This window comes from Faecalimonas nexilis (genome assembly GCF_059731825.1).
Genome location: NZ_AP029189.1, coordinates 2,032,502 through 2,045,606, shown reverse-complemented (window position 1 = coordinate 2,045,606; position 13,105 = coordinate 2,032,502). Strand labels below are relative to the sequence as shown.

The 13,105-nt window shown below is 40.4% G+C and carries 15 protein-coding genes; all 15 read left to right on the top strand.

The window, feature by feature from the left end:
- Position 1 precedes the first annotated feature (1 nt).
- The 15 genes from AC6I5B_RS10380 to AC6I5B_RS10310 all read left to right on the top strand — a co-directional run bounded on the left by AC6I5B_RS10380 (position 2) and on the right by AC6I5B_RS10310 (position 12,972).
- The gene (locus tag AC6I5B_RS10380) at positions 2–349 is read left to right on the top strand and encodes a phage head-tail connector protein (RefSeq protein ID WP_497773767.1); all 348 of its coding nucleotides are present in this window, start codon (positions 2–4) and stop codon (positions 347–349) included.
- Complete coding sequence (locus AC6I5B_RS10375) at positions 349–651, top strand: hypothetical protein (RefSeq protein WP_497773307.1); 303 nt, start codon at positions 349–351, stop codon at positions 649–651. The genes AC6I5B_RS10380 and AC6I5B_RS10375 overlap by 1 nt, the downstream gene beginning before the upstream one ends.
- Positions 651–998 carry an HK97-gp10 family putative phage morphogenesis protein gene (locus AC6I5B_RS10370; protein ID WP_497773306.1) on the top strand — a complete coding sequence of 116 codons (348 nt, stop codon included), beginning with the start codon at positions 651–653 and terminating at the stop codon, positions 996–998. The genes AC6I5B_RS10375 and AC6I5B_RS10370 overlap by 1 nt, the downstream gene beginning before the upstream one ends.
- Positions 999–1,009: 11 nt before the next feature.
- Positions 1,010–1,411 carry a gp17 family tail completion protein gene (locus tag AC6I5B_RS10365; RefSeq protein WP_497773305.1) on the top strand — a complete coding sequence of 134 codons (402 nt, stop codon included), beginning with the start codon at positions 1,010–1,012 and terminating at the stop codon, positions 1,409–1,411.
- A gap of 1 nt (position 1,412) precedes the next feature.
- Complete coding sequence (locus AC6I5B_RS10360) at positions 1,413–1,940, top strand: phage major tail protein, TP901-1 family (protein ID WP_497773304.1); 528 nt, start codon at positions 1,413–1,415, stop codon at positions 1,938–1,940.
- A gap of 121 nt (positions 1,941–2,061) precedes the next feature.
- Positions 2,062–2,457: a tail assembly chaperone gene (locus tag AC6I5B_RS10355; protein WP_497773303.1), complete on the top strand. Its 396-nt coding sequence runs from the start codon at positions 2,062–2,064 to the stop codon at positions 2,455–2,457.
- A 101-nt stretch (positions 2,458–2,558) separates the two neighbouring features.
- Positions 2,559–2,816, top strand: a complete 258-nt coding sequence (locus AC6I5B_RS10350) for a hypothetical protein (protein ID WP_497773302.1) — start codon at positions 2,559–2,561, stop codon at positions 2,814–2,816.
- The gene (locus AC6I5B_RS10345; protein WP_497773301.1) at positions 2,795–6,049 is read left to right on the top strand and encodes a tape measure protein; all 3,255 of its coding nucleotides are present in this window, start codon (positions 2,795–2,797) and stop codon (positions 6,047–6,049) included. Before AC6I5B_RS10350 ends, AC6I5B_RS10345 begins: the two co-directional genes overlap by 22 nt.
- A 9-nt stretch (positions 6,050–6,058) precedes the next feature.
- Positions 6,059–7,618 carry a distal tail protein Dit gene (locus AC6I5B_RS10340; RefSeq protein WP_497773300.1) on the top strand — a complete coding sequence of 520 codons (1,560 nt, stop codon included), beginning with the start codon at positions 6,059–6,061 and terminating at the stop codon, positions 7,616–7,618.
- The gene (locus AC6I5B_RS10335; protein ID WP_497773299.1) at positions 7,615–9,228 is read left to right on the top strand and encodes a phage tail spike protein; all 1,614 of its coding nucleotides are present in this window, start codon (positions 7,615–7,617) and stop codon (positions 9,226–9,228) included. The genes AC6I5B_RS10340 and AC6I5B_RS10335 overlap by 4 nt, the downstream gene beginning before the upstream one ends.
- 11 nt (positions 9,229–9,239) lie before the next feature.
- Positions 9,240–10,271 (top strand): hypothetical protein, encoded by a 1,032-nt coding sequence (locus AC6I5B_RS10330; RefSeq protein WP_497773298.1) that lies wholly within the window; start codon positions 9,240–9,242, stop codon positions 10,269–10,271.
- A gap of 2 nt (positions 10,272–10,273) precedes the next feature.
- Positions 10,274–11,323, top strand: coding sequence for a hypothetical protein (locus tag AC6I5B_RS10325; RefSeq protein WP_497773297.1), 1,050 nt, complete (start codon positions 10,274–10,276; stop codon positions 11,321–11,323).
- Between the two features lie 97 nt (positions 11,324–11,420).
- Positions 11,421–11,651, top strand: coding sequence for a hypothetical protein (locus tag AC6I5B_RS10320; RefSeq protein ID WP_071143722.1), 231 nt, complete (start codon positions 11,421–11,423; stop codon positions 11,649–11,651).
- 4 nt (positions 11,652–11,655) lie between these two features.
- Entirely contained in the window at positions 11,656–11,979 is a 324-nt protein-coding gene (locus tag AC6I5B_RS10315) for a hypothetical protein (RefSeq protein ID WP_071143723.1), read from the top strand.
- Between the two features lie 45 nt (positions 11,980–12,024).
- Positions 12,025–12,972, top strand: a complete 948-nt coding sequence (locus AC6I5B_RS10310; RefSeq protein WP_497773296.1) for a glycoside hydrolase family 25 protein — start codon at positions 12,025–12,027, stop codon at positions 12,970–12,972.
- Positions 12,973–13,105: the final 133 nt, after the last annotated feature.

Sequence of the window (13,105 nt, the reverse complement as noted above, 5' to 3'; positions counted from 1 at the left end):
GATGGATAATAATTCGATTTTAGAAGAATTAAAAAAATTGCTGGGATTTGATCAAGCGGATAAAGATGAAGAGCGAGATGAAAGGCTTTTGCTAATCATACAAAACGTGATTGCAAGGCTTAAAATTCTTCTTGGTGGAATCGAACCTCCCAAGGAAATGCAGTACATTGTTGTAGATGTTTCTGTTAAGCGGTTTAATCGCATCGGTTCAGAAGGTCTTTCAAGTCATTCTGTGGAAGGTGAAAGCACAAGCTATGCAACGAATGATTTTGATGAATTTAAGGATGATATTGAAGCATTTCTTGAGCAGCAGAAAGACAGCAGCCGAGGAAAGTTGAGGTTTTTATAATGAGATACGACACACCAGTCTATTTCCAACACAGCACACCAGGCGCATATGATCCAGACACCGGAGATTATGCGTCTGATACAGTAAAAGAAGTGAAGCGTTACGCATCTGTGACGGATTCCGGTGATGAAACAAAACTGCAACTATATGGCAGCATCAAGGAAAAATCCGTTACAATCCGATTGCAAAATCATTATAAAGAGACGTTTAACTATATCCGTGTAGGAAACACGGTATATCGTGTGGATCAAGAGCGCAAATTGCGGACAAAACACACGTTCATAGCGAGCGAGGTGCAGTGATGGCGAAGATTAAACTGGAAGGACTTACTGAGCTACAGAATAAGCTGAAAAAGAATGTGAAAATGGATGATGTGAGAAAAGTTGTCCGTAAAAACGGCGCAGATATGGCTAACAAAATGATAAAAAGCGCAGATTTTGATAAAGGCTATCAGACAGGGGCAACCAAACGAAGTATTGAACTGAGTGTATCAAGCAACGGTTTAACAGTAATGGCAGAACCTACGACGGAATATTCGCCTTATTTGGAATATGGTACAAGATTTATGGATGCACAACCATTTGTAAAACCAGCATTTGACGAGCAGAAAGAAAAGTTTAAAAAAGATATGGCAAAATTAACAAAATAGGGGGTGAAAACGTGGAATATGTTGACCCACAACAGGAGTTATTTTCAAAATTGAAAATTGAAATTGAATCATTAGGATATGACGTATATGACGGTTTCTTACCGCCGGAAGGTACGCCGTATCCTTTTGTTTATCTAGGAGACATGACACAGACAGACGACACAAATAAAAGTGCCGTGCTTGGTAATGTGTTCCAAACAATGCATGTGTGGAGCAACACTCCACGCAATCGTGGAACAGTGTCAAAAATGCTATACAGCATTAAAAATATTTGCAGAAACATCGAGCATACAAAAACATATGCTTGGGATTTGCTACATGTGACACAAAGAATCATACCCGATAAAACAACCAAAACTCCTCTTCTTCATGGCGTTTTGGAAGTGGAGTTTAAATTAACAGGAGGACAATAAAATGAAAAAGTTAGATTTACAACTTTTTGCCGAAGCAGTTTCCGGCAAGAAAATTGTATATTTGTACAGAATTGCAAGTAAAGCATCTACAACAGACGGTGCAGTGCTTGCGTTTACAACGGAAAACAGCCGTACAAAATCGAAAGATTCTGATGCAACTGTAACAAAGGATGGTTCTATTAGAACACCGGGAGCAGCAGAGACAGAAATTACAGCAACATCTATTCTTGCGAAGGGCGATAAATTTATTGATGAATTGGAAGCTGCAATGGATGCAGACGAATTAATCGAAATTTGGGAAGCGAACTTGGCAGAACCAGCACAATCAGGTGGCAACAAGTTTAAAGGCATGTATTTTCAGGGATATTTGACAGAAATGGAAAAATCCTCAAACGCCGAAGACATGGTCGAAATCTCTCTGACATTTGGCGTGAATGGATCAGGTGCAAAAGGAGATGTAACGGTATCTTTAGAGCAACAGGAAGTTGCAAACTATGTCTTTAAAGATACAAAGAAAACAGGTGCTTAATCGAAAGGAGCAAAAACATGTTAGACGGTAAGAAAAGTATTACAATCGAAGAGAAATCTGTTGTAAACGGCGTAGAAATTGCAAGATTACGAGCAATTATAGAAGAACAAGGAGGCAAAAAATGTTTGAATTAACAATCAATGATGCAGTGTACCAATTTAATTTTGGTATGGGGTTTTTACGGGAATTGAACAAAAGAGTAAGCACCCCGGTAGATGGATTGCCGGACGTGAAGAAAAACATCGGCTTGCAATACGTGATTGCAGGAGTGATTGACGGAGATTTAGAGGACTTGGTTGACGTGCTTGACTGTGCAAATAAAGGACAGTCGCCACGTGTAACAAGAACACTGTTAGACTCTTATATCGATAGCGAAGAAACAGACATCGATGTTCTGTTTGAAAGTGTGATCGATTTTTTAAAGAGAACGAATGCTACCAAAAAAGTGACAATGAATCTGCTGGAAGAAGTAGCGAAGCAGAAAGAGAAAATGAGAAAGGAACAAGAAACAGCATAGAAGAACTGTATAACGAAGTTGCTTTAAATTGCTTCCGCTATCTTGATTACAAAAGTTTTGCGGAAGTAGACAGTCTTACAATCCCGGAATACAAAATGCTTATGCAAGGTGTACGATTAAAGCAAGTAGATTGCGACTATAGAGTGCACCAGCAAGCATTTTTAAACTTTGCCGTAAAAGCAGAGAAGAAGGCGGGTAAGAACAAAACGAAGCCTATTTACTCTACGTTCGAAAAATTCTTTGATTACGACAAGGCGATTAGGCAGGCAAAGGGGGAAAGTAAGAAAGAAAGCAAGTTTGTAGGTCTTAGTAGGTTTTTAAAAGAAAGGGGAGAAAAATGTCAGAAAGCTACTCAGTAAGAGCAATATTATCGGCACAAGATAGAGGATTTTCTTCCACGATAAAAGGAGCTGTAAGTGCTACAAAGGCACTAGGAAATGAACTTAAAAGCGGTCTTGCGTTTGGAGTTTTTGCAGGAATAGGGCAAAAGGCATTTGATACTGTAACAAAAGGGGCAAGAGATTTAATCGGAGAAATTGACACATCAAATGCTGCTTGGAAAACATTTAACTCTAACATGAGTATGTTTGGGAAAAATTCAGACGAGATCAACAAGGTAAAAAGCGAATTACAGTCTTTTGCACAAGATACAATTTATAGTTCTTCTGATATGGCTTCTACATTCGCACAGTTGGAAGCTGTCGGCACAAAGAACACATTAAGCCTTGTGAAAGGTTTTGGCGGTCTTGCGGCTGCGGCAGAAAACCCGACACAGGCAATGAAAACCTTATCCATGCAAGCTACACAGATGGCGGCAAAACCAAAGGTAGCATGGGAAGACTTTAAATTGATTTTGGAACAGACACCTGCCGGAGTTGCGGCTGTTGCAAAAGAAATGGGAATGAGTACGCAGGAAATGGTAACAGCTGTTCAGGATGGGAAAGTAAAGACGGAAGAGTTTTTCGATGCAATCTCAACAGTTGGAACAAATGATGCATTTACAAAGCTTGCAACGGAAGCTAAAACAACAGGACAGGCAATGGACGGATTAAAAGAGACGTTGGGGAATAAGTTAACGCCTGCTTTTGATGTCTTGTCACAAAAAGGCATAACAGCGATCGAAGGAATTACAAGTAAGCTGGAAGGCATAGATGGTGAAGCACTAGCAGCAAAAGTATCTGCTGGGATCAAAGCAGCGCAGCCATATTGGGAATCATTTAAAAAAGTGGCTTCTGAGGTTGGAGACATTATTAAAAAAGTTGCCGGATTTTTTGTGGAACATGCAGATGCTATATCGGCGGCGTTACCATATTTGCTTAAGGCAGCAGTGGCATATAAAGCATTTAAGATTGTAAAATCAGTAGCTCCGTTTGTAGGCGCATTCACCAGTGCGATCGCAGGACTTGCTGGGAAAGGAATTTCAAAATTAGGCTCAAAATTATTTGGAATTTCAAAAGGACAGGAAGCTTTAGGGAAAAGCAGTGCCGGGAGTTCTAAAAAGATATTGGCATCAGCAAAATCTTTTATGGTACTAGGTGCCGGAGTAGCTTTAATCAGTGGTGGATTCTTTCTCCTTGCAAAAGGGGCAAAGGCGGTAGCAGATTCGGGGCCATTGGCTGCGGGAGTTTTGGCAGGAATGGCAGGTGCAGTGTTGGCTTTAAGTTTTGGTTTTATGAGTTTCTTGAAGAATATTAAGACATCGCCCCAAAAGATGAATGCTGCCTCCAAATCATTCGTAAAGATGGCAGGTGCGGTGGCTCTTGTATTAGCTGCACTTGCCGGTGTGGCATTGGCACTTGTCCCACTTGGAAAATTAGGAGATACTGCAGTTCCGGCACTTGCAGCGTTTGGAATAGTAATCGGTGGATTAACGGCGATATTTGGAGTGTTTGGGAAGAAGTTGCAGGAAAGTGCTATGGGAATTGGGGTGTTTGCAGTATCTGTCGCAGCAATGGCTTTAGCGATGGCTCCTATCGCTAAAACAGGGACAGATGGTGCAATCGCAATGGCTGCGTTTGGTGTGGTGGTTGCTGCTTTAGTGGCAGTGTTTGCAATTTTTGGAACGGCTTTAACGGCTGCAATACCAGCTATGCTTTCGTTCGGAGCTACAATACTTATGGTTGGTGCCGGAATGAATCTAGCATCTTCTCTCATTAGCGCCTTGATTCCGTTTGTAAGGCAGTTAGGCGATACGGTTTCACAGGTCGCCACATCAATTGCGTTTTCAATCTCGATGATATTATCGGCATTTGGAGATTTGGTTTCCACTGTAGCAGATGCAGTAGGGACAATTGTGGCAACAGTCGGGAATACGCTTGTGAATGTGGTAAAAACAGCAGGGGATGTCATAAGTGATGTGGTGGAATCGATCAGTGACGGATTCCGCACGATTACGGATGGTATATCAGGTGTGATTGATGCAATAGGAGGTGCTTTTAGCAGTGTATTGGAATCAGTGGCAGATGTCATAAATTCCATTGGAAATTCGGCGAAAAATGCTGGAAAAGGATTTAAAAGTGTTGCAGAGGGAATTCAGATCATCTCGGAACTATCCATTATTGATATTGCGAAGTCTCTCGGAGCAGTTGCAATAGGTTTGGGAGAAATTTCGTCAAAAGGAAAGGGACTGAAAGAAGCGGCAGCCGGTGTTGAGGTTATGGTTGTCTCTATCACATCGGCATCTACACAGCTAGCCTTATTCAATGTGTCTTTACAGAAGATGGGTTCGTTGTCGGTATCAGTCGCTTCTGGTATTACGGCAATCAAAAAAGCATTTGCCGGGTTTTCAGTTCCACCAGTTGATACAAGTAGGATTACAGCGTCATTTCGTTCCATTGTTTCGAGTGCCAATATGGTAGCGGTTCAGGTGTCAGCAACAGGTAAAAACACTGCAAACAATTATGCAAGTGCGATGGCTTTTGGTTTCAGGAAGGCTGCTACGGAAACGATGAGCGGGGTAAGCAAGATAAAAGATGCTGCAGGTAAACTGGCTACCTTGTTGCCGAAAACAGCTGTACAGGCTATGAATGGATTTAATAATGCATTTTCTTCTGGAAAGACGAAAGCGATATCCATTGCGAAAGCAATGGCAACTTCCGTTGTATCTGCTATGAAGTCGGCACAGGAAGGAGCGTATAACAGTGGATATTATATTGGTGTAGGTCTTGCGAACGGCATGGAGGCTTCTTTGGGGCGAGTACGGAGTATTGCAGCACAGCTGGCCGAGGCGGCAGAAAAGGCAATCCGTGCAAAAGCGAAAATTCATAGTCCTTCAAGAGTTTCGGAGGAGCTTGGGGAATACTATGGCGATGGCTGGATTGGCGGAATTCAGCGGAGAATGAAGGAAGCATATCATGTTGTGAAGGAATTGGTGTCAATTCCAGCAGTGGATGAGCCAAGGCTCGCTGTTGCTGGATATGGAACTGTTAAAGACTTGGATGAGGGGTACAGTTATAACAGGAATGCGACATATACAATTGTTGTTCCAGTTGAGGTGGATGGTCGGGAAATCGCAAAAGTGACAGCACCATACACACAGGAAGAACTGAATAAATTGGAAAAGAGAAATAACAGAAAAAGGGGATTTAGATAAGGAGGGCAAATGTACAATTTTATAGACACGACAGAAAGTCAGAGTGGCGGTACACTGCCCTCTGAGGCCCTGAATTTTGATGGGGAATATATAGAGAATCTGATTCCTGGCTACCGGACATTGTATGTATCTGGCAGGGAAGTGATTGATACAGAACTTTTGACGGATGAAGTAGGTGTGAGGGACGGAACAAGGTACCGGAGAAAAAGATACCCGGAAAGGATTATCACAGTAGGCTATCAGTTGATTGCAAAAGATGTATTATCGTTCCGAGCAGCTTACAATAAGTTGAATGCAATCTTAGATACAGATGAAGCAAAACTGATATTTGCGGATGAACCCGACAAGTATTTTATAGGGACCAAGGAAGGGACTGATGATGTTCCGACTGGAGTCAATGCAGTAAAAAGTGAACTGACATTTCATTGTGCTGATCCATTTAAGTATTCTGTGAAAGAAAAAGAAGTCATTCCGACAATGGATGAAGATACGACCTTTGTGGTTGATTACAGAGGAACACATAAATGTTTTCCAGTGCTGGAAGCGGAAGCAAATGGCGATATTGGATTTGTTGGATTTATAAAGCAGAATGGGAAAGTTATACAGATCGGGAATGCAGATGAGCTTGACGGAGAAAATTATGAGATGTCACAGACTTTGGTGGACGAAGAATTTGTATCCATTTCACCAGAATGGAAATTAAATTCCGCAAAAATTATAGAATTTACGAATAGTTCAGGTGGAACAGTGAGCACGATACAGACTGGAACGGTAACAGTTGGAAAAGATAGGAGTGGAAAAACTATTTTAGGTCCATCTAGTTACGGGAATATTGTTGCGTATGGTGGTCCAAGCGTAACCCGGCAGATACCCGCTGATCAAAGTGGTCATGTCGGTGCAAAGAATTGGACGTTTTCGTGGCATCATAACTTCACGCTTACCCATGCAAAGCAGTTGGGAGCGGTGGAATTCCTTGTGACCGGTCTTAAAAATGGGAAAAAGGTCACAATTGCATCTGTGACATACTCACGAAATGCGATGAATACGAAAGCGTGGGGATGGTTTTATGTAAATAATAAATGTGTAAAATCGTATATCACAATCGATGATGTGACTGCGGAAAACAAAGTGACTGGATACAGCGGAGGGCGTTCCGGCATCCGGAAATTTGGTACGAAAGTTGCGTTTGATTTTGCGGGTCAGGTATTTGAGTTTACAGACCCGGAAATTGTGGATGTAGAAGCAACTGAAATAAGTGTTTTTTTCCTGGCAACAAAGGGGTATGACAGTATGAACTTAAATGGTGTTTATTCTGTAAAATTTGTTTCGCATTCCGTAGAGTCTTGGCGAAATGTACCGAATAAATTCGGGGAAGGCGATGTAATATTAGCGAACTGTAAAGCAGGAACTATTTTAGTAAACGGTGTGGAGATGCAGGGGCTTGGGGCTCTTGGAAATGATTGGGAACAGTTTTTTCTTCATCCAGGTACAAATCAGATCAACTGTGTATATTCCAATTGGGCAGAAAAACCGCATTTCAAGTTGAAATATAGAGAGGTATGGCTATGATCTTTTATTTCGCAGACAGACATATGAATATATTAGGACAAGCAAGTACAAATCTTCCTGATGGAATCCTAGTTCGGGATGACAAGAAGGTAGAAGAGATTGATACCGGTGTGGCGACGTTGGAATGTTATATTTCTGCTACTGGAAAAGACAAAAAAGGGGCGGAAATATATACAACAGTAGGAAACTATATATTAAAGAAAGATCGAGATGAGACAAGAGCATATACCATTATCGAGCGTGAAAAGGATACAAAAAACGAAGAAATTTGTATTTACGCAGAGGATGCAGGGCTGGATCTTCTGAATGAGGTTGTTGGAGAGTATGAAGCAGATCGGGATTATCCAGTCGTGTATTATACTGAAAAATTTGTTGGAAATAGTGGATTTGAAATCGGTCTGAATGAGATTAGTGATCGCTCCAGGAAACTGAAATGGGAAGGTGAAGCGACTGCGACAGAAAGACTTGCAAGTGTAGCAACACAGTTTGATGCGGAAATCTCATATAGTTTTGAAATAACTGGACTTCAAATTTCGAAAAAATATATCAACTTTTATAAAAAACGTGGAAAGGATATTGGTACAGAATTACGCTTGAATCGAGATATAGACAGGATTCGTACGAAAGAGTCTATTGCGAATATTGCGACAGCCCTTGAAGTGACTGGGGGAACACCGGAAGATTCCGAAGAGCCTATTACGTTACAAGGATATCAATATGATGATGGTGATATTTATATTGACGGAACAAAGGTGAAATCACGAGAAGCATTGAAGCTTTGGGGACGTTATATGATGAAAGATAGCGATATTGTAGGGCATATCACAAAAACGTATAGTTATGATACGATGAGTCAATCGGAGCTTTGTACTAGATCTGTAAATGAATTGAAAAAAGCTTGCAAAATGGAAGTGAATTATGAAATTGATATCAGCAGACTGCCAGAATGTGCACGGGTAGGAGATTATATTAACATCGTAGATGATGAAGGTGGATTGTATTTAAAGGCAAGAATTTTGAAACTGGAAAGTTCTGAGACAAACGATGAACATGTGGCAACTTTGGGAGAATATCTGATAAAGGATAACGGGATATCACAACTTCTTGAGGATTTGGCAGAGCAGTTTAAACAGTTGGCGGCAAATAGAACATTTTATACTTGGATTGCTTATGCGGACGATAATAAGGGAAATGGAATTTCTTTGAACCCGGATGGCAAGAAATATATTGGAACAGCAGCAAACAGAACAACGAAAACACCGGATTTGAGTGACGCAACAATATATTTATGGATGCTGGCAAAAGGAGATGATGCTGTTACGCTCCACATTGATTCGAGCAATGGAAGCATCTTTAAAAATAGCGGGGTGGCAACAACTCTGACAGTAACAATTCTTGTTGCAGATGAGAGAATTGATACATCTAAAAAAATGAAAGATTATTTCGGACAAGCAGCTTATTTAGAGTGGGAATGTAAGCGATTAGGAGAGACGGAATTTAAACCGATTTCACATACTGACAAGAGATTATCAGATGAAGGTTTTATTTTCACATTGACGCCCGAAGACGTGGATGTCAAATCAACATTTAATTGTAGTTTGAATTATTAGGAGGATTTAAAATGGCAAAAAAAGCAAGTAATCAGGTAGACTTACTCGATCTTACAGATGGGTATTCAATCATAATGACAAATGACTCATATACATTTTTGGGAACAGAAACAAGCGTAAATGGGACACAGACAACATCGACACAGATTATGGCTCTTTGTGGTGCAGAACAAGTGGCTTGTAAAATAGGTGCGATAGAGTGTCCAGAAGGGTTAAGTGCAGTTTCTGATGGAAAGACACCAACTCCAACGGTTACGATTACAGCAACATCAGCACTAAAAAAGACAGGATCCATTACAATACCGGTTGTTATCGGGGAGATTACGGTTAATAAGGTGTTTAGTTTTTCCATTGCATTTAAGGGGCAAAACGGTCAGGATGGTACAAGTGTTACAGTAAAAAGTACATCGGTCACTTATCAGATTTCAGCTTCGGGGACGACGACGCCAACAGGAGAGTGGCTGACTTCTGTACCTAATGTGCCGGCGGGGCAATACTTATGGACTAAAACAGTTGTAACTTATAGTGATGGAAAATCTACGACAGCATATAGTGTATCGCGTAGCGGAACGAATGGTTCAAATGGATCAAGTATTACTGTTACGAGTCAGGAAGTAACTTATCAAAAAGGAAACTCAGGAACAACACCGCCTACTGGAGAGTGGTTATCTACCATTCCAGCAACAAATCCGGGAGAATTTCTGTGGACTAAAACGGTTGTAACTTATAGTGATGGAAAATCTACAATTTCCTATAGTGTTTCGCGGAACGGAACGAATGGCACGGATGGACAGGATGCGCTTAATCTTGTTATAGAGTCCTCAGCTGGAACAATTTTTAAAAATACAGCAATTGCAACTACATTGACAGCACATGTCTATAAAGGAGGTACTGAGGTGATTGGCGGTGCACTTTCGGCACTTGGAACAATTAAATGGTATAAAGATGGTGGATCTGTGCCAATTGCTACAGGCTCTACATTTACAGTGTCAGCGGGAGATGTATCAAATAAAGCCACTTATACAGCGATACTGGAGGGATAGGTATGGCTATAAAGTCAATAGCTGAAATTACTTTAATCCGTGTGAATGATGGCTCTGACGGAAAAGGGATTAAGAGCATAATGGAATATTATATGGTATCTACCGTTAATTCTGGAATCACAACTGGAAACAGTGGGTGGAGTACGGAAATTCCTACTATGACAACTATAAATAAATATTTATGGAATTATGAGATTGTTGTATATACAGATGGGAGCAAATACACATCTGCTCCATGCATCATAGGGGTATACGGTGACAAAGGAGCCGCAGGAGAAAATGGAATGAGTGGAATTATTGTATCAGATACAGCACCATCAAATCCAGAAGTAGGTCAATTATGGCAGAAAGCATCCGGTCAACCAATACAACGCTGGGATGGAAAGAAGTGGACTATTCATTATATTTCGGTAGATAATTTGGATGTGGATACATTGAGTGCCATTTCAGCAAATCTAGGAGATGTTTCGTTCGGAACAATTACAAATTATGTGGAAGGAAAAAGGGCACTTGCAGTAGGAAATAATAGTGTTGATTTTTATAATTCAAATGCTGAAAGAGAGCATATTGGATATATAAGACCGTACACGGATGGAGGTTATGACAAATATGGAATTGAGATTGTAGGAGACAACAGATTTCTATTTGGAGTAGCTGGCAATATCGTACATATGGATAATCAGACATTGAACTATGATGGATTGTTTAATTTAGGTGGCAAGCCAATGAATTATGAAATTATAACATTATCAAATACAATCGCCATAAAGTATGCGAACGGATTGTTGATATGTGCTGGACACACTTCTTTTGCAGCTACAACAGCTATTACAGCAAAAGCGGATGTGGTATTCCCGGTTCCGTTTAAAGATACAGGCTATTATTTTGTGTCAAACGTGCAAAGAAATGGAAGTATTGTTACGTCTTACTGGGAGGGAGATGTTGGTGGAAACAATATACGTACAACAGCAAAAACCAGTATTTCTCACTCGAAAACAAATGGAAATTATGGAATTGCCTACAACTGGTTTGCAATAGGATTTTGGAAATAGTGAAGGAAAATTTATAAATGAAGAATGAAGAAATCAGAGTGAGACCGTAAGGGTCTTTTTATTTTTGTTGCATAAAAATAGTAAAGGAGATGAAGAATTGGAGACGATTATTTCAGCGTGCATATCAGCATGCGTGACGTTATTGGTGTGTATCATAAGCAATCGTGCACAACAGGAGAAAACAAGAGCGTTAATGCAGTACAAGCTCGATGAGCTTACGAAAAAAGTCGAAAAGCATAATTCAGTTGTGGAAAGGACTTTTTTATTGGAAGAAAAAATTAAGGTAGCAAATCATAGAATTGAAGATTTAGAGGGAAAGGTAGGATAAGACTATGGAACAACTTATTATGAATACAACATTGATTATTGGAATTATTGGAGTACTTGCGTTTGCGGTATCCGTCATTACACAGGTATTTAAAGGAGTATCGGGGCTTAAGAAGATTCCTACAGACATCTTAGTATTTGTACTGTCTATCGGAATCACGGTGATGGCGTTTATTGCATATATGCAGTACATACAACAAGCGATTTTGTGGTACATGATCATTGCTGCTATTATGGCAGGATTCTTGGTGGCATTTGTGGCTATGTACGGATGGGAAAAAGCAGCAGAGCTTTGGAAGAGATTTTACAAGGGTAGCGTAGACAGATAATTCAGAGGGCGAGTAATCGTCCTCTTTTGTGAAAGGAGATTTAATATGGAAAGAAAGATTATTGATGTAAGCTATCATAACGGTACAATTGACTGGAATGCAGTAAAAGTCAGTGGAATTGAAGGAGCAATTCTCCGATGTGGATATGGAGATGATATTGTCGGACAAGACGATAGTCAGTGGTTTCGTAATGCAGACGAATGTACAAGGCTTGGAATTCCATTTGGGGTGTATATTTACTCTTATGCAAAATCAGAAGCGCAGAGTAGGAGTGAAGCAGCACATGTGTTACGTCTGATCAGCGGATACAAGTTAAGCTATCCAGTCTATTTGGACTTGGAGGAATCAGGCACTGAAAGCCATGCAGTTGCTGGTGCGAAAATTTTCTGTGATATTATTGAAAAAGCTGGATACGTGGTCGGTATCTACGCGAATCAAAATTGGTTTCAGAATATCATCGGAAATCAGCTTGATAGATACACAAAATGGATTGCAAGATACTCATCAAATAAACCGACCGTAGCGTGTGATATTTGGCAGCACACAAGTGATGGAACAGTAAGTGGAATTAACGGAAGAGTGGACATGAATATCTGCTACAGAGATTTTCCGGCAGAAATCAAAGGAGGTACAAACAATATGAGCAAGAGACAATTTTATCCAGGAGAAGCCTACACTGCAAATCAAGCAAATGTATATACTACAGGCGATTGTAATGCAGTAAGACAGACATTGGCGCAGGGAAGTAAGGTGAAAGTGTTAGACACCGGAACAGAAGTGGTAACTGTAGAAATCACACAGAAGGGATACATGAAATGCAATGATTTATTGCCATTGTTCAAAAAAGGGGATAAAGCGAAACTGGTGGAAGATGTAACAGTTACAATTCCAAAAGGAACGGTAATCACATCGGACGACAGCGGATATGGAGGAATTAAAGCAACAGTACAGGGTGTTGTTGATTGTAGGAAAATCGAGCATGTAAAACATTAAATTAACAGCCCCACCTCTTCGGAGATGGGGCGAAAATATTGTATCATCTTACAAAACTTAATAGAATATAATAAAACCGTTTACAACACGTTTACAACAAAATTGTAGCAAAACGTAGCAAATACGTAACATT

What these genes read in the sequence shown, in the direction of transcription:
- AC6I5B_RS10360 (WP_497773304.1), top strand. Translation starts at nt 1,413, where the DNA reads ATGAAAAAGTTAGATTTACAACTTTTTGCCGAAGCAGTTTCCGGCAAG.
- AC6I5B_RS10355 (WP_497773303.1), top strand. Translation starts at nt 2,062, where the DNA reads ATGTTTGAATTAACAATCAATGATGCAGTGTACCAATTTAATTTTGGT.
- AC6I5B_RS10325 (WP_497773297.1), top strand. Translation starts at nt 10,274, where the DNA reads ATGGCTATAAAGTCAATAGCTGAAATTACTTTAATCCGTGTGAATGAT.
- AC6I5B_RS10310 (WP_497773296.1), top strand. Translation starts at nt 12,025, where the DNA reads ATGGAAAGAAAGATTATTGATGTAAGCTATCATAACGGTACAATTGAC.
- AC6I5B_RS10350 (WP_497773302.1), top strand. Translation starts at nt 2,559, where the DNA reads ATGCAAGGTGTACGATTAAAGCAAGTAGATTGCGACTATAGAGTGCAC.
- AC6I5B_RS10335 (WP_497773299.1), top strand. Translation starts at nt 7,615, where the DNA reads ATGATCTTTTATTTCGCAGACAGACATATGAATATATTAGGACAAGCA.
- AC6I5B_RS10380 (WP_497773767.1), top strand. Translation starts at nt 2, where the DNA reads ATGGATAATAATTCGATTTTAGAAGAATTAAAAAAATTGCTGGGATTT.
- AC6I5B_RS10345 (WP_497773301.1), top strand. Translation starts at nt 2,795, where the DNA reads ATGTCAGAAAGCTACTCAGTAAGAGCAATATTATCGGCACAAGATAGA.
- AC6I5B_RS10340 (WP_497773300.1), top strand. Translation starts at nt 6,059, where the DNA reads ATGTACAATTTTATAGACACGACAGAAAGTCAGAGTGGCGGTACACTG.
- AC6I5B_RS10375 (WP_497773307.1), top strand. Translation starts at nt 349, where the DNA reads ATGAGATACGACACACCAGTCTATTTCCAACACAGCACACCAGGCGCA.
- AC6I5B_RS10330 (WP_497773298.1), top strand. Translation starts at nt 9,240, where the DNA reads ATGGCAAAAAAAGCAAGTAATCAGGTAGACTTACTCGATCTTACAGAT.
- AC6I5B_RS10315 (WP_071143723.1), top strand. Translation starts at nt 11,656, where the DNA reads ATGGAACAACTTATTATGAATACAACATTGATTATTGGAATTATTGGA.
- AC6I5B_RS10370 (WP_497773306.1), top strand. Translation starts at nt 651, where the DNA reads ATGGCGAAGATTAAACTGGAAGGACTTACTGAGCTACAGAATAAGCTG.